Here is a 22,907-nt window from a genome sequence, read left to right on the forward strand (position 1 = left end):
GTTCCCCACCGCCCAAGGAGCGAGCACATGCCGATTCGAGAGCTGTACGACGGTGACGATCTGCGCCTCAATGAGGTGTTCGCCGATGCGACCACCCCGGCCGGTCATATGGCCAGGTCCCTGTTCCGTCCGTCCTCCGATTCGCCGCTGATCCGCTCCGTCATCGCCGAGGTGGTCCCCGACGTTCCCGTCGGAGCCGCCGCGATCGCCGAATCTCCGCTTCACCCCTACCGTGCGTGGGTCCACGTCGAGGTCGCCGCCGAGGAGCAGGGCCATGGTCAGGGGCGTGAGCTCTTCGAGGCAGTGTGCGCGGAGACCCGGGGAACCGCGCTCGAGGGCCTTGATCTGCGTGCCCGTGTGCAGGCCGGAAGCGCGGGCGAAGGCTTCGCTCAGGCGCTCGGCTTCACCCCGCTGACGACGACCCGTGTGATCAAAGTGCCTGCCGGTGCACTGCCACCGGCCGGTGGTGGTCGGGCCGAGGACCTCGAGATCGTGGCGACGGGTTCGGTGAAGCTGACGAAGGCGTTCCTCGCCTGGTACACCGCCGTCAACCGCGACGATGCCGTCGGTCCGCTGACCATCGGACAGGTGAACAGCGCTTTCCTCTCCGAGGCAGCCGGTGCTCACGGTGCCGCGCTGCTAGGTGGTGCGGCCGGGACCGCTGAGGCGGGTGGGCTCAGTGCCTTCGCCGTGTCCTATGCGCGGGAAGCCGATGAGGCTGCCGGAGTTCTGCCCTCAGCCGGTGAGCCGGGAGCCGGCGCCGGTGTCGGGGACGGGACCGCTGTCGTCGATCAGGTCCACGAGGAACCGCCGACTGAGCTCATTCTCGGATCCATGTTCGAGACCCGTGATGATGCCGCCGAGACAGGCGGCGAGGACTTCGCTGCGGCTGTCGCCGATGCCGAACTTCTGCTGGCGCGGCTGTCGGTCGACGCCGATGTCGTCATCGAGGTCACGAGCGGAATGTCCGTAGTCTCGGCACTCGCCGACCGTCTGCTCGAGTCCGGGACCGCGACCGAGCTCTACCGTTATGAGACTCTCTCAGGACCTCCTGCCGACGTGAGCTGAAGCAGGCTCGACTCTCGTTGGACTGAAGAGGCGAACGGGTCGAGTCTGTTCCTCGGTGACGAACCACCCCGTCCCAGCCAGCCCGTCGAGCGGGGCCTGTCGCAGCACTCCGAGTCCGGTGAGATCCTGCTTGGTGTGCACACCGAGCACGAGCAGCGGCCCGAGACTCTGTGCCTTGGCCAGCGGGGAGCCATAGCTGGGTGTGAATCGTGTCGACACGGTGAGCACATGGAATCGTCCGTCGAGCAGATCCCAGTCGACCGGATCCGGTTCCAAGTGAGCATCGTCGTGGACAGAAACTCCGCCGAGGCGGTCCACAAACGTCGCGAATCCGGTCTTGCCGCTCTGCGGAGAACCGCGAACCGTGAGAACTGAACCGTGCCGCAGAGGCTCCCACACAACGAGGACGCCGAAAGCGTCGACGCCGATGGGGATGCGGTCCGTCAACGCGCTGGTGCCGAATGATGCTTCGTCCTTGCTCGCCGGACGGTCCAGTCCGCGCCAGCGTCGAGCGAATCCCCCGCGGGACTTCGGATCGTCGGAGGAGCCACCGATGATGTTCCTTTCCACTCCTGAATCGAGCGAGTCGTTTCGTGTCGCGCCACCGGGTACGAATTGCACGTCGGCGCCTTCTCCCCCGGCGGCCTGCACGCGGGGACCGCGGATGACGGCGCGAAGATCGGGCCAACTTCCGGCGAATCGCTGCCTGCTGAGTCCGAAGCTCGTCCCGTCTTCGCCTGCATCGGGCGGGAAGATGACCTGAGAGGCGAACCGCGAACTTCTGGTCGTCATGTTCCGGCATCCGGCGAGCAGGAACACGAGATCCGATCCGGTGCTCTGTCCGAGCAGTCGTTCGGCTCGTTCGGCCCAATAGTGGTCGAGTGAGTCGACGAACTCGGCCCAATTGCTGCACACAAGCAGGCTCGGCGGATGTCGGCTCGTCTCCGCGTCCGTCGAGGTATCGGTGCCTTCATCGACGGGCGCGATCCTGCCCGGGACCCCATCAACAGTGAGATGGTCGAGGACCGACTGAATCTGCCAGCCTGTGTTCATTCCACAGCTGATCTCTGCCCAGTCAAGCGCCGCGGCGATCCTGCCGATCGCGACGATCCGCCTCGTCGCAGCCGCCGCCCGAGCCATATTCACGAGCACGGATTCCACGGTTTCGGGGCTGCCTCCCGTGAGGATCGACGAACCGTCCACATCAGGATCGAAGGTCCATCTCAGCTGCGCCTGTTGGGCGGGCAGATCGATGATCCCCGTTACTGCTGTGACGGACTCACCGCATGCGGCCACCGGTCCATCGGGGTTCCCGATCGTAACTCCGGCTGCCCCTGCCGTCATCTCCTCCGGAGCGGGCAGAGGCGGAAGCACCACTTGTCGACGGACCGACGATTCCCCGCACTCGGCGCTGTCTCTGGCTGCTGCGACGATATTGTCAACGTCAACCCCGTCGACTCCGCTGGCCAGGGACGGAACCGGACCCCGGACCCATGGCCGGACACGGGGGCGGAGGGCCGCCTCGGTGCGGGTGTCACGTCCGAAGGGCACCGCCACGCGGAACTGGGTGATGCTGATACCGGAGTCCAGACAGGCGGCACCGGGCTTGTCCGCAGGCAGGAACGCGCCCGCCTCGGTGCCGATGACGTCGAAGGAATCGGTCTCATCGCGCACCCGCAGGCACACACGAATGTTGATGTTCGCCTTCATCTGCCCGGTTACGACGCCCATGGGACGCTGAGTGGCGAGGATGAGGTGAACGCCGAGAGACCTTCCCAGGGCGGTGAGGTGTTCCAGCAGGTCAGCGGCGCGCGGGTGGGTGGCCATCAGCGCATGGAACTCATCGATGACAACGACGAGACGCGGGGGCGGATCGGCGAGGTCGGCGACATCGGCGCACCCGTGGTGGGCCAGCAGCCGTTCACGGTGGGTGATCTCGGCACGCACCGAGACGAGAGCGCGAAAGGCGAGCCCGGAGTCGAAATCGTCGATCACGCTGTCCGTGTGCGGCAGGTCCTGCAACGGGGAGAATGTGGCTCCGCCCTTGAAATCGATGAGGACGAAACGCAATCGCCGAGGCGACTGTGCCAAGGCCATCGACAGCAGCCACGTCTGGAGAAGCAGGGATTTTCCGCTTCCCGTGGTGCCCGCGACGAGAGCGTGGGGACCGTCGGCGAAGAGATCGATGCCGACGTCGCCGCCGTCTCCGCGACCGATCAGCACCGGTCCCGAAGCGGGATGTCGCCACCGATCCCGGATGGCCTCGGGCGCATCGTCGCAGAGTTCGCCGAGTCCGTGATCGGGCCAGGCTCGGGGTTCGGTTTCGGCCGAGCGACTACGGTGCAGGGTGACGAATCGGGCAGCAGGCATAAGGGCGGCGATGAGTGCCCGTCCGGGCACCGGGCCGCCGGGTGCGGTTGAGGACGTGGTGCGTGCCTGTGCGAGAGTTCCCACCGTCATCGACACCGCAGAACCGGAATGCGGGGCGGTGAGCGTGAGTACGGCGGGGTGAGCGGCCTCGTCGAGGGTGATCGGAATGGGGTCATCAGCGGTGCCTGCAGGATGGTTGTCGGACCGGGGCAAGTGTGCGGAATGGTCAGCGGAGAACTCGGTTCCAGCGAGCTCCGGCAGCAGTGCGAGTTCGGGACTCGGCCGCCACCTGAATCGCCGGTCGGCCAGCCAGGCGAAGGCCATTGTGCGCAGGACTGCAGGGGTTCCGCTTACGGTGACCGTCGTCGTGCGCGGATCGATGCGGATCGGCATATCGGCGCAGACGACCCGACCGTCGACATGGTCGGTTCCGTCCTGCAAGCGTTCGTCGATGGTGAGATCGCTGAAGACCGTGCCGAACCCCAGACACAGACCAGGGGAGGAGAAGATCGTGTGTCGGTGCTTAGCCTCCAGACGACTCAGTCTGGTGCGCGCCTCAGCCAGGGCGTCGTCACGGTCGAGCCGGCATTGTGCACTGTCGCGGGTGAAGCGCTTCTTCTCCACCAGGTAGGCGAGCCATCCCGAGAGAGGGGCGGAGACGCTGAAGAGCAGAAACCACCACATTCCGGTGACCACAGCCAACACCACGCCGATGCCGACGGGGATGAGGAACGTCCACCACTGTGGGGGTCTGGCTGGACGAGGATCGTCGATCGTCTTCGGTGCGATATGAATATCATCACTGCGCTGCAGAGGTGGGGACCGTATCAGCGGAGCCGAACGGCCAGTTGAGGACGAAGCACCGGCCGCCGAACCTTCTGCTGTGGTGGGTGCGAGCACGCTCGCACCCACATGAACCGCAGGTTGAGCACCGGTGGCATCGAGACGCAGCGGTTGAGGGGTGCGGGAGATGCAGGGGTCGACGAGGGTCAGGCAATCGGCGTGGGTCAGCCGAGACAAGCAGACCCGTCTTGGGTCGAGAGTCAGCGTAAAGCCGGAGTCGGGACCCGCCACGACGGATACAGTCGTCTGTGCGGAGTCGGCACAGGCGTCGGTGGTGCGTAGAGAATGCGCACCGACGACGGTGATGGGATTGAGCCTCTGCCAGTGACCCCAGCTGATCGATTCGAGCCTGCGGTTCTCAATTCGGTTGCCGACGATGAGGTCTCGATGAGTCAGCTCAGGTCCGAAGGCAGACCGGAAGACGTCGACGGCCGGCTGGGCGGAATCGGCTTCGACGCTGATGCTCGTGATGGCTCCGTTCGTCTCGACGCGATGGATGAGCCCCAGGGTTCTCATGCCCACAGACTCACTGCGAGCATATGGAGCGGGCAAGAGGAAGAAAACGTCCTGTGGAAACGTCTCGAGGGTCCACAGCCTCAGGGTGTGTGAGTGGCGCAGTCGCCCACAGGAATCGGCGTCGAAGTCGACGACTTGCCCGGATCAGTCGAGGCGCAGGGCACCGCGGGCATAAGCGGTGGCGTGGAGGTCGATGAGGCCGGGCACGAACGGTGAGAGCAGCGCCGGAGAGTAGCGGGCCTTGATGCGGATGCGCACCGAATGCGTCCCATCGGCATCGGCACTCAGCCGCAGATCGCCCATGTCCTTCGGGGTCGGCACCGCGCCGAGATATCGACTTGCGGCTTGTTTGGCCGCGGGAGGTGAGAACACAAGACCGGGATCGTCACCGGCAGCCGGTTCGAACGAATCCGAGGCCGCCAATGCCGCGGAATCGGCCAGTCCCTGCAGCTCGCGGCGCGCCATGTGCAGATCGGTCAGAGCAGCGATGAGGAAGGCCAGCAGCAGGGCGATGACGACGAAGCCGATGGACAGCGGAGTGATGGACCCGGCATCCGATTCATGATCGAGCTGCGATGCTCGACATCGCTCCGAACCGTGCTCACCCAAGGCCCGCATATCACTGACGTCCTGTGGCGACGACGTCGGTGTGGCTCGCGCGCAGAGTGATATGCGGAGATCGGTCGGAGCCGAAGAGGAGGGGGAACCCGGGCAGGGACACTTTCGTCTCGACGCGTGCGGTGACGAGGGAGCCGGCCTGTCCACAGGGTCCGGTGCACGAGTAGGTGATGGAGGTCGGCGCATCCCGCAGCCCGAAGTCCGCAAAATGCATGTCGGCAACGGCGTGGGCGCGAGCCTCCGAAGGGTTCGCATCGCGAGCGGCGATGCGTGAGGCCGACATAGCCGCCGAGGTGGTCGCATAGCTGGCCGCCTGCAGCTGGGAGAGGGCGAGCATGAGGTAGATGACCGGAATGAGCAGGACGATGGAGGCGAAGATGAACTCGATGACCGCCGTTCCCTCATCAGCGGCGCCGGGCTCTGCGCCGCCGGACGCGAGACCCTGACCGAACTCCGACTCAGTCACGGTCGATGTCCTCGACGATGGACCGTCCGCGCAGCTCCCAGACCTCGGCCGGTCCCCACAGCCCGAGGACCGGGAGCGGAGTCGTTACCCGCACCTCGACGATCTCGACGGCGCCGCGCTGTGACGTCGAGACGGTGACCTTCTGGGAATAGCGCTCGCCCACGGATACTCGGATGAGGTCGCGGGTGAGTTTCTGCCCGTCACGAGGAGTCTGATCCGCAAGACTCGCCTGCCTTGCTCCGGCGATGGCGGAATCGATGACGGTGTTGCGGACATGGATGACGAGACCGATCTGCAGGGCTCCGGCCAGGATGAGGGCCAGCAGCGAGGCGACGAGCGCGAATTCGGCGACGGCGGATCCGGAATCGCTGCGCTCGCCTGCCCCTGTCACCGGTGCCGAGGCCATTCGTCCTCCCGGTTCCGTCTCATCGTCTCTGGTCACCGTGCACTCACCCGGCACCGCGGACCTTGTTCATCGCGTCTTGGAACATCGAGGTGAAGGCTTCGCCAGCCAGCGCCCACAGCGCGACCACCAGTCCCGCGGTCATCAGGGTGATGAGGACCCAACCGGGAACGTCCCCTCGATCGGGCCGGTCGACATCGTCAGTGAGGGTCGGGTCGATGCCCTGGTCGGCCGCCTCGGTGACGGTGGTTCCTCCTCGCGGAGGAGGACCGGGGATGAGTCCGAGCATGAGCGGGACGAGGCGGTAGGTGAACTGGCGGAACATCGTGTCTCCTTCTTGGGCGAGGTCGAGTGTTCGATCCGCGTGGTCGGTGGTGCGGGGCGTGGTCGTGTGGTCAGAGCTGGTCGGTGGTGCGGGACTGGTCGTTACGGACTGAGGTCGAGGACGGTCAGGGAGGGGAAGACGGCGAAGATCACGGTGACGGGAAGCACGAAGACGACGACCGGGATCAGCATCCCGATCTCCTTCTTTCCGGACAGTTCGAGCAGCCGCCGTCGGGACTGTTCGCGCACGTCAGCGGCTTGAGCGCGGAGCACTTCGGCCAGTGGGGTGCCGCGGGTCATCGACACCGCGAGGCCGTCGACGAACTGGACGATCTCGGGGATGGCGATTCGTGTGGCCATCGCGTCGAGCGCTTCGACCAACGGCGTGCCGGTGCGGGTGGTGGCCAGGGCTGCGCGGAGTTCGTCGATGAGATCGCCGGAGCAGGTGCGGCACACTCGTTCTAGGGCCTCCACGATTCCCTCGCCGGCGGTGATGGACAGTGCGAGGAGTTCGGCAACGGTGGGGAATTCGGCGAGCACACGAGATTCGTGGCGGGCGATGGCTTGGCTGAGTCGCCAGTCGTTGAAGACATGCCCGGCGATGCCGCCGCTGATGACGAGGATGAGAGTGACAATGGGGGAGAAACCGCGCTGTGCTGACAGGACACCGGCCAGGCCGCTGGCAACGATCATCCCGACGAGGATGCTCAGCACTTGGTTGATGCGGAAGCGTTCGATCGTGGCATTGCCGCCGAGGCGGTCGATGCGCAGCCGCAGAGTCGCATCCGTGGTGATGCGCGAGGTCACCCACAGAGTCGAGCTGACCAGCCATGACTTCACGAGTCCCCAGAATCCTTCGGTGCGCGGGGTCGGCGGGGCATAGATATCGACGAGGGATTCCTGATCCCGCAGATAGGGCGCGATCCGCGAGGACAGAGTCGGTCTGCGCAGCGGCGGGAGGGAGAGGACGAAGACACACAGAGCGATGCCGTTGAAGAGTCCGAGGGCCAGGATCGACAGGGGTTCGCCGAGGAGGTTCACGCCGCCCGCCCGTCCGCAACGTCATCATTGTCGACGGTGAATCCGACGCCCGAGCCGCCGGCACCGCCTGCGAAGCGACGGTGGACGGCGCTGAGCGAGGAGCCCTCGATGACCCGGGGTTCGGACGGGAGTCTGCCGATGCGCTTCATCGCCTGATACGCCAGCAGAGAGACGACGAATCCCGCCGCCAAGAGAATCAGCCCGGTTCGCGAGTTGTACGCGACCGCAGTTTCGGGTCGGGTCGACAGGAATGCGAGCACCACCCACGGTGCGGCGACGGCCAGCCGGGCGCCGTTGACCGTCCATTGCTGCCGGGCGGAGAGCTCATTGCGGGTGCGGGCATCATCGCGGACGAACTGGGCCAAGGTCCGCAGCATGGTGCCCAGATCGCTGCCGCCGACCTGCCGGGTGACGCTGAGCGCGACGACGATGCGGTCGGCCACCGGGTCGGCGCTGACCTGCCTGAACCGCTCCAGCGCCAAGGCGAAGGAACCGCTGGCCCGATATTCCTCGGCGAAGACTTCAAACAGCGGTCGCAGCGGTTCGGGTCCGCGGTGGGCCAGAGAACTCAGCGCCTCGGGCAGGGACAGACCTGCACGGACTCCGGAATTGAGATGGTCGAGAGTTTCGGGCCACAGCTCCCGCCGCATCACCTGCCTGCTGCGCGCCCGATGCTGAAGCGCCCGATGCGGCAACCAGGAGGCGAAGATCCCGAAGCACAGCGCGATCGCCCACGAACCGGTGAACACCGTCGACACGACCGCAACCACACAGAACGCCGCGACCGAAATGAGCAACAGGTGAGCCGGACGCAGTCGAGGGAATCCGGCTCCGGTGAGCATGTCATCGAGTTCGCGCACCCACCGCGACTGGGTCCGCTTGCCCTGCGGTCGCTGCCACATCGACATCCAGATGAGGAAGAGCCCCGCACCGAGGCAGGCACCGATGAGCAGAGCGGACTGTGAATAGCTCACGCCGCCTCCAGAACGGTGTGAAGATCGCGGCCGATGGCCGCAAATCGCTCGCCGAGGTGGCCGAACCCCTGACCGCGGATGAGCTGTCCTCGTGGCGAATGGAAGATCGTATCGAGTTCGACGACGTCGCCTTCGACTCCTCCCGGCACCGCGCAGATCTCATCGACCCGCCGCACCCCGGACGGATCACGCCGCAGATGAACGACGACGTCGAGGCTGACGGCGACGGTGGGCACGACGAACGACGAGGAGATGTTCGCCCCGGCAAGCAGAGGCAGAGTGCAGATCTTCGTGATCGCTGCGCGGGCGGAGTTCGCGTGGATGGTGCCCATCCCGGGCAGGCCTGAATTCAAGGCGACGAGGAGATCGAGGCTTTCGGCCTCTCTGACTTCGCCGACGATGATGCGCGTCGGCCGCATCCGCAGCGCCTCCTTGACGAGGGCACGGAGGGTGACTTCGCCTGTGCCTTCGAGGGAGGGCTGTCGGCACTGCATGGGCACCCAGTCGCGGCTGGGCAGATTGAGTTCGAAGACCTCTTCGCAGGAGATCGTGCGTTCGCGGGCCGGAATCGAACCGGCCAAGGCGTTGAGCATCGTCGTCTTGCCCGCCTGTGTGGCCCCGGAGACGAGGATGTTGGCCCCGCATGCCACGGCCGCGTCGAGGAACTCGGCGGCACCTGCAGTCAGCGACCCCTGAGCGACAAGATTGGCGAGATTGCGCGGCCTGGCGATGAACTTGCGGATATTCACGGCCGGATGGGTGCGAGTGATATCGGGCAGGACCACATGCAGCCGGGACCCGTCGGGCAGGATGGCGTCGACAAATGGCTGGGACAAGTCGACGCGGCGGCCAGAGGTCCGCAGCATCCGTTCGATGAGGTCATCGAGTTCACCGGAGCTCAGCTTCGTCGTCGTCAGCTGATGGATCCCGTCGACGGCGATGAAGACTTCGCTCGGCGAATTGACCCAGATCTCTTCGACGTGCGGATCATCGAAGTAGTCCTGCAGAGCACCGAATCCCGACAGCTGATTATCGATGTAGCGGAATGTCGCCTCTTTGTCCTCGAGCAGGGGGAGATCGGCGACGAGGCTGCGCTCATCGTATTCGGCGATGACGGTGCGAATGAGCTCGCGAGAGCGCTGAATATCGGCGCGGGGATCCACATCGAGATCTCTGATCCGTTTGTGAACCTCGCTGGTGATGACTTCGGTGGCTTCCACTCTGAACCCTTGCCCGATCATTCAATTGACAGTGTGGTTTGCTGTTTAACCTATCTGTAGTCGAATGAAGAATCTAGTGAATTCCGAAATCTGTGGATAACCGAGAATTTATTCTGCAAATGCTCACCGTGTAGTTTCATGTTTGTCGTTGGGTTGATTCTTCGCCTTGCGTAGGGGTGGGAGTCGGTCTATATTTTCCTCACCAGTCTTCGTATGACGCGATATGAGCCGCGCCGCCGGCGGGATGAATCAGATCTCCCGCTGGCGGCGCTTTTTGCTGCCGACGAAGAGCTCTGCGTCGGCACCATCAGGCGAGGGGCTCCCGTCGATTCAGGTGAGACCCGGGTTGTCGTGGCTGTGTGTTCGCCCGCGCGCGCTGGGAGCGGTGCGAAGAATCTCGTATTCTACAACTAGTAGAATTATGCCGAGTGGTCGGCGTACTGTCGCATGAGGAGCAGATGTGATCTCCCAAACCGCTCTCACTGTCATCAGGGGCGCACTCCCGGTCATCGGATCCGCTATCGGCGACATCACGCCGATCTTCTATGAGCGGATGTTCACCGCCCGCCCCGACCTGCTGCGCGATCTGTTCAACCGCGGCCACCCCCGAAGTCGTCGATGCCTGGTCCGACCTGGTCGTCACCTGCTGACGGCAGGAATCACCGCACAACGTCAGCCTCGTCCTCGCTCGCCCCGACGGCGGTCCGCTGCAGCAGGCCCTTCCCGGGCAGTACATCCCCACCCGGGTGCAGCTGTCTGACGGGGCGTGGAAGATTCGCCAGTACAGCCTCACCCGGACGAGTTCGAACGACTCCTGGACCGTGACGATCAAGGCCGGACCGGGCCACGCCTTGGCGGGCGTCCCCGCAGGTGAGGTATCGAACTTCATCCACGGCAAAGTCTTCGAAGGCGATATGATCCGCGCCTCCCTGCCCTACGGCGACCTCGTCGTCGAAGATGCCGAGACCCCGTTGCTGCTCGTCTCTGCGGGCATCGGCTGCACCCCGATCCTCGTCGCCCAGCTGCCGAGCGCCCGGATGCACCACTGGTACGAGCAGCTCGGTGCGCGGACGGCGAACGAAACCGACCACGAAGGCTTCATCGACCTCGCCGAGGTGGTCCCGCCTCGGCGCGCATCCGTCGGTTCTGGGCGGGGCGGGGGCATGCACTAGAATCGGATCATTATGGCCTCCACTGATTACTCTTCTGAAATCGCCAACCTCCGCCAGACGTACAAAGCGATTCTCGACGTGTCCGATCTGGACAATCTGCGCGACGAGGTTGCCGAGCTCACGGAGCAGGCATCGTCGCCGACGTTCTGGGACGACCCTGATTCGGCGCAGAAGACCTCGGCCAAGCTCTCGCACAAGCAGGGCACCCTGGAGAAGCTCGAGAAGTTCGGGCAGCGCATCGACGATGCCGAACTGCTCGTCGAGATGTCCCAGGACGAAGGCGACGCGGACTCGCTCGAAGAGGCCGACCGCGACATCAAGAAGCTGCACGATCAGCTGGCCGAACTCGAGATCTCAACGCTGCTCAGCCACGAATATGATGAGCGCTCCGCCGTCGTGACCGTGCGCTCGGGCGCCGGCGGCGATGACGCGACCGACTGGGCGCAGATGCTCACCCGCATGTACGTCCGGTGGGCGGAGAACCGCGGCTACAAGGTCCAGGAACTCGACACCTCCTATGCCGAAGGTGCGGGCATCAAGTCCGCGACCATCCAGATCGATGCGCCCTATGCCTACGGCACGCTGTCGGTCGAGGCCGGAACCCACCGCCTCGTGCGCATCAGCCCCTTCGACAACCAGGGGCGTCGCCAGACCTCGTTCGCCGCCGTCGAAGTGGTCCCGCTCATTGAATCGACCGACCACGTCGAGGTCGATGAGAACGATCTGCGCATCGACGTCTACCGGTCCTCCGGGCCCGGCGGACAGTCGGTGAACACGACGGACTCGGCCGTGCGCATCACGCACATCCCCACCGGCGTGGTCGTGAGCATGCAGAACGAGAAGTCCCAGATCCAGAACCGTGAGGCCGCGATGCGCGTCCTCCAGTCGCGACTCCTCGACCTCAAGCGCCAGGAAGAGGCCGCACAGAAGAAGGAGCTGGCCGGCGACATCAAGGCCAGCTGGGGCGACCAGATGCGCTCCTACGTCACGCACCCGTACCAGATGGTCAAGGATCTGCGCACCGGTTACGAGGTCAACAACCCCTCGGCCGTGTTCGACGGCGACCTCGACGGACTCATCGAAGCCGGCATCCGCTGGCGCAAGGAACAGGAGATGGCCGAAGAGGCCGAAGCCGGAGCCTGACCCCTCGGGCCGGTCTGGGGCCCGGGCAGAACCGGGAACTGAGCGGTGCCGCCTCGGTGAGGGATCGACCGTCACCGAGGCGACTGTGAACTTCATCTGATCGCAACACACGCCTGGCCGCCTCCGCGAACATCACGGAAGTGTTACGTACAGTGGAATCGGCCGAGCCACCCGCAACATGATTGAAGACCGACTTGATCAGATTCGACTCCGTTTCGAAGTCCTACGACACACGTTCCCGCAAAGCACTCGACGACATCTCGTTCGAGGCTGACCGCGGGGAATTCGTGTTCCTCGTGGGAGCCTCCGGTTCGGGAAAGTCCACGGTCATCCGACTCATTCTGCGTGAAGAGGTCCCCAGCGCCGGACGCATCCACATCGCCGGGAAATCCGTGGTGAAGATGCCCAGCTGGAAGGTGCCCTACCTGCGGCGGGGGATCGGAACCGTGTTCCAGGACTTCCGTCTGCTGCCGAACAAGACGGTGTTCGCCAATGTGGCATTCGCCCTCCAGGTGATCGGAAAGTCCCGCGCGGCCATGTCGACTCTCGTCCCCGACGTCCTCGAGACCGTGGGTTTGGCCGGCAAGGAGAAGCGGTACCCCAGTGAGCTCTCCGGTGGTGAGCAGCAGCGTGTGGCCATCGCCCGCGCCGTGGTCAACAAACCCGGAATCCTGCTCGCCGACGAGCCGACGGGCAACCTCGACCCGGCGACGAGCGCTGACATCATGAACGTTCTCGAGAAGATCAACCGCAACGGCACCACGGTGCTCATGGCCACCCACGACGGAGAGATCGTCAACCGGATGCGTCGGAGAGTCATCGAACTGCGCGAAGGCGAAATCGTCCGCGACGTCGAAGAAGGCACCTACGGAGTCGCCTCATGAGGGCCGGTTTCATCCTCTCCGAAGTCTGGTCGGGTCTCCGCCGGAACTTCTCCATGGTCATCTCCGTCGTGCTCGTGACCTTCGTGTCCCTGCTCTTCGTCGGTGCCGCGATCCTGCTGCAGATGCAGGTCGGACAGATGAAGGACTTCTGGTACGACCGCGTGCAGGTCTCCGTGTTCCTGTGCCCGCCGGATTCTGAGGCGACGAACTGCGTCGACGGCGAGGTCACTGGCGACCAGAAGGATCAGATCCGGGCCGACCTCGAAAGCTCCGAGCTCGCTCCCTACGTCGACAAGGTCTACTTCGAAGACAAGACCGAGGCCTACGAGCACTTCCAGGAGCAGTTCAAGGGCACCAGCCTCGAGGGCACCGTGCCCAAGGATGAGATGAACGAGTCCTTCCGGGTCAAACTCAAGGACGCCGAGAAGTACGACATCATCAAGGAGACGTTCTCGTCGACTCCCGGAGTGGAAGAGGTCGTCGACCAGAATCAGCTGCTCGACCGCCTGTTCGGGGTGCTCAACATCGCGACCATCGCGGCGATCGCGATCGCCGGCATCATGCTGCTGTGCGCGATGCTGCTCATCGCCACCACCATCAGACTCTCCGCGTTCTCGAGACGCCGGGAGACCGGCATCATGAGACTGGTCGGCGCATCGAACACCTTCATTCAGATGCCGTTCCTGCTCGAGGGCGTCATCGCCTCCGCCATCGGTGCGACCCTGTCCGCCGGGGTCCTGGGGGTGCTCGTCCACTTCGGCATCAGCGGCTGGCTGCAGTCGCAGGCCACCGGATTCAGCCTCATCTCCGGATGGGACGTCCTCCTCATCACCCCTGTGCTCATCATCATCGGTGTGCTCATGGCCGGAGCATCCTCGCTGATCACATTGAACAAGTACACGAAGGTCTGAGATGAAGCGCCTCGGACTCGTTCTCACGGCGGCCGCACTGGCGGTCCTCATGCCGGCCACCTCCGTGGTGGCCGATCCGCGCGACGACAAAAGCGCGGTCGACGAACGGGTGAAGGAACTCCAGCAGGAGTTCGAAGGCCTCGACGAGGATCTCGCCCGCGTCATCGCCGAACGCGACGCCGCTCAGGAGAAGCTGCCGGATGCCGAAGCCGCATCGCAGGCCGCCGATGATGCGCTGGCGAAGGCGATCGAGAAGGACGAGGACATGGCTGCGCGCCTGACCTCGGCGGAGAACGCCCAGAAAGATCTCAAGGACACGATCAAGTCCGGCACGGAGGAGATCGACAAGCACAAGACCTCGGCCGCGCGCATCGGGCGACAGGCCTACCAGAACTCGGGCATCACCTCCGATCTGGCGATGCTTCTGCAGATGGCCGAGGGCACGAGTGCCGACGGCGGCATCGGCCGCGTGGACTCCGCTGTGCGGTCTCAGCAGCGCACGATCGACAAACTCTCCGAACAGCGGGCGTTGAATAAGAACAACGAAGAGCGGCTATCGGGCGTGACCGATAAGATCTCCGATCTCAAAGACGAGGCCGCCGAGGCGGTGGTGGCCAAGGAGGCCGCGCAGGTCGACGCGAAGAAGAAGGCCGACAGCCTCAACGACCTCATCTCCGCGAAGGACGATGCGGAGAAGACGATCTCCGACAACAAGGACAAGACCGAGAAGCAGCTGGCCGACGAGAAGGCCGAGCAGGATCGATTGGCAAAGAAGGTCCGGGAGTGGGAGAAGGAGCAGGAGAAGAAGGGCAAGTTCGTCTTCGGTGACGGCGTCCTTGCCAATCCGGCCAAGGGATACCCGACGACGTCTCCCTTCGGCTACCGGATCCACCCGATCACCGGCGCCAGGAAGCTGCATTCCGGAATGGACTTCGGCGTCCCCTGCGGAACCCCGATCCGTGCGGCCGGCGACGGCATCGTCGTCACTTCCGGTTGGACCGGCGGCTACGGCAACCGCGTCGTCATCTCCCACGGCAAGATCAAGGGCAAATCGATCGCGTCGACCTACAACCACAACACGAAGCTCAAGGTCCACGACGGACAGCGGGTCAAGAAGGGCGACATCATCTCGTACTCCGGCACGACGGGCGCTTCGACCGGCTGCCACCTGCATTTCGAGATCATGGAGAACGGCGGCTACGTCGACCCCAAACCCTTCATCTTCTAATTGCTACCTGACGGGGGCCCAGCAACCTTGCGCAAGGTTGCTGGGCCCCCGTCAGGTAGTTCGGGGAGGGGGCCGGCGTGCGGAAGTGCGCCGATGAGATAGAATTGACAGCTGTGCCCGCAAACGCGCGCACAGGTGATCGGGAGCAGAGAGGAGGCCGGTCATGCCGAAGGACACAGGCAAGAAAGTCATTGCGAGGAATCGCAAGGCACGCCACGACTATCACATCGAAGACACGTGGGAGGCCGGACTCGTACTCACCGGCACCGAGGTGAAATCCCTGCGCGAAGGTCGAGCCTCCCTCACCGACGGCTTCGCCCTCATCTTCCAGAATGAGGCCTGGCTGGAGAACGTCTACATTCCCGAATACCTGCAGGGAACGTGGACGAATCACTCGGCCCGTCGCCGTCGGAAGTTGCTCCTTCACCGCGAGGAGATCCTCAAGATCTCGCAGAAAGTCAAGGAATCCGGCCGGACCCTGGTCCCGCTGGAGCTGTACTTCGACGGCTCACGCGTGAAGGTCGAGATCGCCCTGGCCAAGGGCAAGCGCGAATGGGATAAGCGTCAGGCCCTGCGCGAAGCGCAGGACAAACGCGAAGCCGAACGCGCCATGAAGTCCAAGCAGTTCATGTAAGGGCCGGCCGGCGACGGGGCTCTGACCCCGTCGCCGCCACCGTCCCTCACCTCCCTCGCCGAGGCGGCCCGACCGCATCCGCGTATGTGCGGTCGCAGGTTCGCGGAGTCCAGGGAATGCAATTGGCTCGGTGTGTGTTCTACGAGTATGCTGGAGTATCTGATCGGCGCCAGCAGCCGCCTCGGCGGATGAAACAGCTGATCAGGTTTGGTAACAGAATATGGGGATGATCGGTTTCGACGTTGGACACTGCGTCGGGAGAAGCGGGCCGAGAATGCAGAGTCATCTCGTTAATGTCCTCTGCAAAACAATAGGTGCTAAGTCTAACAACCGCACCGATTTCGCCCTCGCTGCCTGATAGAGCGCGAGCTGCGAATCCGTCAGCCTAGAGTTGCCTCTGCTCTAGTTCCTGGCGTCGCTTAAGAGGCCACTGCTTCAGGTACATGTTGGGGGTGCCTGAGGGACTTTCACTCAACTCCGTTCGTTGGCTTACGTGTTCGTGCGATAGCCAGAACCTAAGACACTACTTCACGAACTGCGCCCGGAGAAGTCCTGACAATCTGCCGACGGACGCGGGTTCGATTCCCGCCATCTCCACGCTAAGGCCTCGGGTTCCCAGTGAATCCGGGGCCTTCCGCTTGTTTAAGCGGATCGTGAGGGTTTTCCGTTCCGATCACGAATGACCAGGACTACCCATAGATTAGCACAGGACTAGTCCTATACTAGTCTCATGGCGAACAAATCTAGTTCTAGTGGAGATTCCCGGACCAAAGCGAAGAAGCTCCCACCCGGAATCAACCTCACACCAGGCGGCGAATACCGCGCCCGCGTCTACTTCCAGGGCAAACAACAGTCCATCGGCCAATTCCAGACCATCACCGACGCGAAGGCCGCACGCTCAATCGCACAGTCTGAAATCGCGCGTGGCGTGTTCGTCCCCATGAGCGTCCGCAAAGCCAAGGCCAAAGAGGAACAGCAGAAACGTGACCGCGCCATGGTCACTGTCGATCACGTTGCGGAACAGTTCTGGAAGTTCCTCAAATCGACCGGCAAAGCTCAGGGCACCATATACACATATCAGTCCCGGTACCGCACCCATATCGCACCGAGGTTCGGGCAGCAGCCGATAACGGATATAACCGTTACACAGGTTGAGGACTGGCATGCAGGACTACTCAAAGCCAAGGGGCAGGGCGTGTCCCGCTCCGTGTACCTCACCATTTCGTCACTGTTCAACTACGCAGCCGGTAAGGCAAATGGCCTCAGCTCCGCATTCACCCCATACATCGAGACCTCACCAGTACAAGTCTCAGGAGCCACGAAACACCGCCCAGAACGCCGTGAGAGTGAGCCGGTGGCAACCGTGGAGCAGATCGAGTTCCTAGCCTCGCACAGCGGCAAATACAGGCTGGCGATTCTTCTCTCTGCGTGGGCTGCGGTAAGGCTGGGGGAGTTGCTAGCTTTACAGCGTGCCGACCTCACTCGCGGGGACGGGTTCTACTGGTTACGCATCTCCAAGCAGGTGCAAGCCCGTGGGAAAGGCCTATATGAGACTGCACCCAAGTCTGAGGCCGGTTATCGCACGGTACCTGTCCCGGCTGCGTTGAACGATGAAATCGAATCGCACTTGCAGACCATCCCGAACGTCAAAGACTCACTACTGTTCCCTCGACTGGGAGGGGAGTGGACTCACCCCAATTCTTTGCGGAATGCGTTTAACCGTGCCCGTGACGAGTGGAACGCCGAGAACCCCAAAGACGCGTTGGACAATTTCACTTTCCACGGGTTAAGGCATACCGCACTAACTCACATCGGGCAGGCCGGGGCGACGTTGGAGGAATTGAAGCGTTACGCTGGTCATTCGTCTTCCGAGGTCGTGGCGAAGTATCAGCACGCTACCCGTGATCGTCTGGCTATGTTGGCTGGGAAGCTGTCAGGGCAAATTGGCGGTTGACATTTCTGTCTGCTGGTGGGTGGTTAAGGGAACGAAGTATCCCGATTTTCGACCGCTACCACACAATAATTAGCATATATAAGTGTGGCGTAATTACAAACGACGTCCAAATGCTGAGACTTGAGCCACTGTAATCATATTGTTACATATGGTGTTTCCCTGTGGATAACACGCATTGCAGGGGCGGCCTCGAAAAGCCGGAATTGCACGACGCGCCGGAAAAGACCTTACGGCACCGGAATTAATGCAACAACAAATGGGTGGATGATTTATCCCTAACCTGTGGATAAGCCGGATAAATGCAAACCACGACGAGTAACTACGCTGGTATATCACTTGAAATGCCCGTAAAATTATACCCGTGAACAACTGCTAGTGACCGCCTCCGAGTGAGGTTGGTGAAACTCCACCACCAATCACTATGGTTGCTCATGCCGGGGTGACCAGATCAAGCCGGGAACAAGCAGAACCGCCTACCCATACTTTGGCGAGTCGAGGTAGACGGTCCTGTCGTTATGTATTTGTCGCGCTGCGGTCTCCTTCTTGCACCCGTAGCGCAATAGCAGACAGAGAGGTGAATCAATGTCTACACGTCACAACAGTACCACCACCATCCCCGCACTTTCAATCTCGGATTGCGCCAAACGCGGCGAAGTACACGAGAACACCGTCCGCCGCTGGATCGCAGACGGCACCCTCCCCGCCTACAAGCTTGGCAGGCAGGTGCGCATCCACGAAGCCGACTTCGCGGCCCTGTACACCCGCATCCCCGCCTACGGGGGTGGCCTGTGATCGACCACGAGACGTTCGAGCGCATCAAGGGTCAAGTGGACGCAGAAGTCGCTCTACGAGGTGTCTCCCGTGGCCGTCGGCAGAAGATGCTGAAACAGGCACTCAGAGACTATGAGCAGCAGACCGCCACTGAGCAGTGGTCTGTCCCTGCCCCCGGCTTGCAGTCCGGTATCGACCCGCGCACGCGACGTTCTGGTCACACAACCTCGGACCCGACTGTGCGGATCGCACTGCACCGACGTGACTGCAAGCGGGACGAGTGCGGAACGTGCGGCAAGTCAAAGGTGGCTGCACGTCGAATCGTCACGAACGCGATTCTCCATGACCTCGGGATGAACGGGGCCGGTGGTGGACGATGACCAGGCCCGCCGCCGTGACTTCATCAAGGAAGTCATTACCGGCCTCAACGCGGTAGAAGCACGCCGCACCCATTACCAACGGTTCGACGAAGCGAAGAACCGCCCGCAGCGGTAACCGGCCACTCTCGGCCAATTCAATTTTCAGACCCATTTAGGGCTATTCACAAAGGACTCCAATTGGAAGAAACTCTGAAACTCCGGCGCACAAGCGAGCTTCCCCCGGCCAAGCATCCCCAATGGTTGGGCATCGGCTGGATTCCAAAGGCGGAAATCACCGTCCTCGTCGGCCCCGAGGGCATCGGTAAATCACTCCTATGGGTGAGAGTCGCAGCAGCAGTCACAACAGGCCGACCCCTCCCGGAAATGCGCATCCCGAAGCGTGCACCGGCAACAGTTGTCGTGATCGTCTCCGAGGACGGGCGCGGAGAAGTAGAAGAACGCTTGAAGCTCGCCGGGGCAGATCTAGAGAACATTCTGTGGTTCGGTCCCGAAGAGGACGGCACGGGCGCACCCACGTTCGCACGAAATCAGGGCGGCGTGCCCATGCAGAACCTCGCCGATGGTGTGCGCGAACTCGAGCAGGCACCCGCATTGCTCGTGGTAGACGCTTGGCTCGACACCGTGGACGGTGGCATACAGGTCAAAGACGGGCAGCAGGCACGCGCAGCTCTCGCACCGTGGAAGCGATTCGCAACGAACTTCGGGACCGCCGTGATGCTGTTGACCCACACGAATCGCATTCAGGGCGCATCCACCCGTGACCGCATGGGCGCGACTGCTGTACTCCGGCAGAAAGCCCGAATGACGCTGTTCGCAGATCGCCCGGAAGAGGACTTCGACAACATCTATGTGGGGCCGGACAAGGCCAACAACACGGGAATCTCTAACGCCGTGAAGTACACCAAGAACGTCGTGCAAGTACGGCCAAGAACGGAAGAGGACCAGGGCACTACAGCGCAACTCCTGTACCCGTCCGATGTTGGGCAGACCATCCACGCAGAGATTGCTTCATGGGAAGAGCAGCAGAGGCAGGCAAACAAGAAGCCGTCAAAGGCTGAGGAAGTTGCCGAAGAGATTAAGCGGCTCATGGAGTCGCGCGGCATCAACGTTATGCCTGTGGCTGATCTTGACCGGCACCTAAAGGCAATGGGGTTCGGTGACACCGCTATCAGGAATGGCAAGAAGATTGCCGGTGATTCTTCCCTTGAGGATCGCGCTGGTGGTGGTTGGAAGTTTCATGCTGACCCTAGTTTCGTTAACTCTTCCATCTCGTTAACTAGTAACGAAACTAACGAGACTAACGAAACTGAGCTCTCACTAAACGCCTGGTGTGGCAACTGCGGAGATGCATACCACTTCGAAGGCTCCGAACTTTGCGAGAAATGCGAGACCCACAAATGAGCATCTTTACGGAACAACTAGATCAGTACGGATACAACCGGCGCATGGCCGATAGAACCACTGTGCAACCGGCTGTAATGGCGGATGACTCTAACGGCCTTGTAATTCGTCATGGACGGTCCGTGATTGTCTTAGCTGCCGATGAAGCCGAACGTCTTATTGGCGAAATGACGGAGGTGCTGCACGATGCCTAACCCAGTCTCGTTAGTTTCGTTAGATTCGTCATGTGTTAATGACATGGTGAAAGTTAACGAGACTAAGAGAGTCACCGATATGGACGGTCATAAATGGCCGATCACCGGCTACCTATGCGCTATCTGCAAATGGCCACTAATCCCCGTCAAGAACAGCACCACACACCCTAACTGCGAAACGGAGAGGCCATGACCTAAGAACAACGCCGTCAAAACCTCCTAACCCTCCTGCACGCACTCAAACACGCTTACCGAACCACACGAGAAGAATGGGAAGAACTTGAGCGACTACATCAAAGGATCACGCCTACTCCACAATCCCGGTGAAGACGAAGGCCTGTCTTTAGCGTTCATGGGCCTCCCCGCCGCCTCAATGAAGACATGGATGCACCTACAGAACTACTTCGCAGCAGGAGAAACCACACCATGCGCAGGCCGTAACGAATGGCTTAGCAGCCGCGCAGCAGACAAACAAACCGCAATCCGCCTTTGTGGGGACTGCCCAGCCAAGGCCGCTTGCAGGGACTTCGCCCAGACCAATAATGAGTCATTCGGAATCTGGGGAGGCCACGACTTCTCGAAAGGCAAACCATGAGCACGCCCAAACTCCATGTGCGCCTAAACCGAGGACAAGACGGCAAACCATACATAGCCATAACCCGAGGACAACTCGCATGGATGCGGGTGAATCTCTCCGAAGTGCCAAACCTAATCAACGCATTAGCAGATCTAACAGAACAGGAAAACACAAATGACCGATGACCCCGTAGCAAACCTAGTCCGACTCCAACTAGTCGCCCTCACAGAAATGCGCGGACTTTTGCGCGAACAGAACAGCCAACTAATCAGACTCGAAAACAAAGTCGATGCACTATTCATCGCAGCAACCGAGAGGAAAACAAATGAGTGACCGGCAGCATGAAATCTCGTGGGGAGTCAGGGTAAACAAACCCCCACACGATATGACACGCGAAGAACTCGAAGACGCTCTCTACTCAGTCGCCGATTACGCGTCACGGCGACTATCCGAGTGCGTCGCACTGAAAGACATTATCAGCAAATCCATCACGAAGAAAGAAGACTGAATGTTCACCGAAGCTGATCATTTCCATGACCGAAATCGTGTGCTAGCAAAACAGGCCATAGCACAGCCAGCGAACCTCGCAGACGGCACAACCGGAGTAGTGCTGTACTGGGACAAATACCCACTAACCATGACGAATCCTGAAGCAATCAGGGTTGCAACTCTCATTGCCGACACCGTGGAGGCAAACCGTGACCGACGATAACCAAAATGACCATAAAGCCGCAGCCGAACTATTCGCAGAATGGTTCGAAGACAACATTAAAACCGACAACATAACCGACCAATTCTTCACCACCGAAACCGAAGCAGAGGACAACTGACCATGAGCATCAACACCAGCCACAACAACCTGTACACCTACCGTGCACCCCACGACCCCCGCAGCCAGCAACGCAACCTCGACACCCTGTACTCGATGCTGGGACTCAAACAACCCACCACATACAAAGACACGAGAGACCTCATCCTCGCAGCACCTTCAGCCGACGATGTGGCCCTACGACTCGCATACGCCGCCTACGAAACCGACAACCCTAAGAAACTCGTGGCAGATGCGATCAAAGAACTACAGGCAGCACAAGCAGCCGAAGCACTCAAAGACGCATTCCTCAGAGCCGAACGCACAGCAGGCAACACCACCATCGGCAACCTCGTAGACCAGGGGGTAGAGGACACCCGGGAAGCGTTCGAGAAGGACACCCGGGCACTCATCGAAGCAGCCACCCACCTCGACGCAACTACCCCCCTCGACGCTGAGGCAGCCGTCGCCCTAGACGCAGGGGTCCACCTCACCACAGCCCGGGGTATCCTCGCACGCCTCGGAACATATGCATCAATCCACACACACGCAGGAGCCAACACAGGCGCACCATCACACCTCACACAGATACTCCCAATCATTGAGCTGCCCGAGATTGTGAAGGAACAAGTGTACCGAACACCAACAGAGGCAGACCCAACCGCGAACCCCAACGATATCAAGGGAACACTGACAGTTCGACAGCTTGGACGTGATGCACAAAGCAACATTGATGACACAATCATCGGCATTGCACGAGGCGACTACGAAGGTGTCACATTCCGTTTCGGCACACGAGGTGAAGCCAACAGAAATGGTTCAGTGATACGGAACGCATATGTGAAAGATGTGATCGACAACAAGCGTGCATCGTTCGGGTACTGACAACACGTAAGCGAAACCGTGTCGGGCTGAGAGAGTTTTGTTTCACTCTCTCAGCCCCGACGCACCTGATAGGGCACCGCCCGGTCCCGGGGTGGGGTCACAGTCGCCCCACCCGGCATAGC

At 61.8% G+C, this 22,907-nt stretch carries 22 protein-coding genes and 1 other RNA gene; 15 read left to right on the forward strand and 8 right to left on the reverse strand.

All coding sequences use genetic code 11. The features are described from left to right. The first annotated feature begins 27 nt into the window (after nt 1–27). Nucleotides 28–1,068, forward strand: coding sequence for a GNAT family N-acetyltransferase (locus BLU88_RS07230; protein WP_092011833.1), 1,041 nt, complete (start codon nt 28–30; stop codon nt 1,066–1,068). Here BLU88_RS07230 and BLU88_RS07235 read toward each other — a convergent pair. The 8 genes from BLU88_RS07235 to BLU88_RS07270 form a co-directional block, all read right to left on the reverse strand. Next, the gene (locus BLU88_RS07235; protein WP_092011836.1) at nt 1,042–4,797 is read right to left on the reverse strand and encodes an FtsK/SpoIIIE domain-containing protein; all 3,756 of its coding nucleotides are present in this window, start codon (nt 4,795–4,797) and stop codon (nt 1,042–1,044) included. The genes BLU88_RS07230 and BLU88_RS07235 overlap by 27 nt on opposite strands. 144 nt (nt 4,798–4,941) lie before the next feature. Next, the gene (locus BLU88_RS07240) at nt 4,942–5,415 is read right to left on the reverse strand and encodes a pilus assembly protein TadG-related protein (RefSeq protein ID WP_092011839.1); all 474 of its coding nucleotides are present in this window, start codon (nt 5,413–5,415) and stop codon (nt 4,942–4,944) included. A gap of 1 nt (nt 5,416) precedes the next feature. Next, nucleotides 5,417–5,881, reverse strand: coding sequence for a hypothetical protein (locus tag BLU88_RS07245; RefSeq protein ID WP_092011842.1), 465 nt, complete (start codon nt 5,879–5,881; stop codon nt 5,417–5,419). Beyond that, nucleotides 5,874–6,287, reverse strand: coding sequence for a TadE/TadG family type IV pilus assembly protein (locus tag BLU88_RS07250; protein ID WP_092017289.1), 414 nt, complete (start codon nt 6,285–6,287; stop codon nt 5,874–5,876). Before BLU88_RS07250 ends, BLU88_RS07245 begins: the two co-directional genes overlap by 8 nt. A 43-nt stretch (nt 6,288–6,330) precedes the next feature. Next, the gene (locus BLU88_RS07255; protein WP_092011845.1) at nt 6,331–6,609 is read right to left on the reverse strand and encodes a hypothetical protein; all 279 of its coding nucleotides are present in this window, start codon (nt 6,607–6,609) and stop codon (nt 6,331–6,333) included. Between the two features lie 101 nt (nt 6,610–6,710). Further along, nucleotides 6,711–7,649, reverse strand: coding sequence for a type II secretion system F family protein (locus BLU88_RS07260; RefSeq protein ID WP_092011848.1), 939 nt, complete (start codon nt 7,647–7,649; stop codon nt 6,711–6,713). After that, nucleotides 7,646–8,623 carry a type II secretion system F family protein gene (locus BLU88_RS07265; RefSeq protein WP_092011851.1) on the reverse strand — a complete coding sequence of 326 codons (978 nt, stop codon included), beginning with the start codon at nt 8,621–8,623 and terminating at the stop codon, nt 7,646–7,648. The genes BLU88_RS07260 and BLU88_RS07265 overlap by 4 nt, the downstream gene beginning before the upstream one ends. Beyond that, the gene (locus BLU88_RS07270) at nt 8,620–9,843 is read right to left on the reverse strand and encodes a CpaF family protein (RefSeq protein WP_092011854.1); all 1,224 of its coding nucleotides are present in this window, start codon (nt 9,841–9,843) and stop codon (nt 8,620–8,622) included. Before BLU88_RS07270 ends, BLU88_RS07265 begins: the two co-directional genes overlap by 4 nt. A 746-nt stretch (nt 9,844–10,589) precedes the next feature. Between BLU88_RS07270 and BLU88_RS07275 the strand changes: the two genes are divergently transcribed. From BLU88_RS07275 to BLU88_RS07335, 14 genes are all read left to right on the forward strand, one after another. Beyond that, the gene (locus BLU88_RS07275) at nt 10,590–11,015 is read left to right on the forward strand and encodes a ferredoxin reductase domain-containing protein (protein ID WP_157689020.1); all 426 of its coding nucleotides are present in this window, start codon (nt 10,590–10,592) and stop codon (nt 11,013–11,015) included. Between the two features lie 12 nt (nt 11,016–11,027). Next, nucleotides 11,028–12,158, forward strand: a complete 1,131-nt coding sequence (prfB, locus tag BLU88_RS07280; protein ID WP_092011860.1) for a peptide chain release factor 2 — start codon at nt 11,028–11,030, stop codon at nt 12,156–12,158. 194 nt (nt 12,159–12,352) lie between these two features. After that, nucleotides 12,353–13,042 (forward strand): cell division ATP-binding protein FtsE, encoded by a 690-nt coding sequence (gene ftsE, locus BLU88_RS07285; protein ID WP_025780920.1) that lies wholly within the window; start codon nt 12,353–12,355, stop codon nt 13,040–13,042. Beyond that, a complete protein-coding gene (ftsX, locus tag BLU88_RS07290; protein ID WP_092011863.1) occupies nt 13,039–13,953 on the forward strand; it encodes a permease-like cell division protein FtsX in 915 nt (304 codons plus the stop codon). The genes ftsE and ftsX overlap by 4 nt, the downstream gene beginning before the upstream one ends. 1 nt (nt 13,954) lies before the next feature. Beyond that, nucleotides 13,955–15,181: a M23 family metallopeptidase gene (locus BLU88_RS07295; RefSeq protein WP_092011866.1), complete on the forward strand. Its 1,227-nt coding sequence runs from the start codon at nt 13,955–13,957 to the stop codon at nt 15,179–15,181. A 163-nt stretch (nt 15,182–15,344) separates the two neighbouring features. After that, nucleotides 15,345–15,815 (forward strand): SsrA-binding protein SmpB, encoded by a 471-nt coding sequence (smpB, locus tag BLU88_RS07300; protein ID WP_092011869.1) that lies wholly within the window; start codon nt 15,345–15,347, stop codon nt 15,813–15,815. 222 nt (nt 15,816–16,037) lie between these two features. Next, nucleotides 16,038–16,415: a transfer-messenger RNA gene (gene ssrA / locus BLU88_RS07305) on the forward strand. A 130-nt stretch (nt 16,416–16,545) separates the two neighbouring features. Continuing rightward, nucleotides 16,546–17,769, forward strand: coding sequence for a tyrosine-type recombinase/integrase (locus tag BLU88_RS07310; RefSeq protein WP_092011872.1), 1,224 nt, complete (start codon nt 16,546–16,548; stop codon nt 17,767–17,769). 582 nt (nt 17,770–18,351) lie between these two features. Continuing rightward, the gene (locus BLU88_RS07315; protein WP_092011875.1) at nt 18,352–18,561 is read left to right on the forward strand and encodes a helix-turn-helix domain-containing protein; all 210 of its coding nucleotides are present in this window, start codon (nt 18,352–18,354) and stop codon (nt 18,559–18,561) included. Between the two features lie 348 nt (nt 18,562–18,909). Continuing rightward, nucleotides 18,910–19,035, forward strand: coding sequence for a hypothetical protein (locus BLU88_RS18925; RefSeq protein WP_269457675.1), 126 nt, complete (start codon nt 18,910–18,912; stop codon nt 19,033–19,035). A 62-nt stretch (nt 19,036–19,097) separates the two neighbouring features. Then, nucleotides 19,098–20,321 carry an AAA family ATPase gene (locus BLU88_RS07325; protein WP_157689022.1) on the forward strand — a complete coding sequence of 408 codons (1,224 nt, stop codon included), beginning with the start codon at nt 19,098–19,100 and terminating at the stop codon, nt 20,319–20,321. 579 nt (nt 20,322–20,900) lie between these two features. Further along, nucleotides 20,901–21,110: a WhiB family transcriptional regulator gene (locus BLU88_RS19135; RefSeq protein ID WP_407922852.1), complete on the forward strand. Its 210-nt coding sequence runs from the start codon at nt 20,901–20,903 to the stop codon at nt 21,108–21,110. A gap of 680 nt (nt 21,111–21,790) precedes the next feature. Beyond that, nucleotides 21,791–21,922: a hypothetical protein gene (locus BLU88_RS18930; RefSeq protein ID WP_269457676.1), complete on the forward strand. Its 132-nt coding sequence runs from the start codon at nt 21,791–21,793 to the stop codon at nt 21,920–21,922. A gap of 2 nt (nt 21,923–21,924) precedes the next feature. Continuing rightward, nucleotides 21,925–22,785 carry a hypothetical protein gene (locus BLU88_RS07335; protein ID WP_092011887.1) on the forward strand — a complete coding sequence of 287 codons (861 nt, stop codon included), beginning with the start codon at nt 21,925–21,927 and terminating at the stop codon, nt 22,783–22,785. The last annotated feature ends 122 nt before the right edge of the window (nt 22,786–22,907 follow it).

The organism is Brevibacterium siliguriense (genome assembly GCF_900105315.1).
In the GTDB taxonomy this organism is placed as follows: Bacteria; Actinomycetota; Actinomycetes; order Actinomycetales; family Brevibacteriaceae; genus Brevibacterium; species Brevibacterium siliguriense.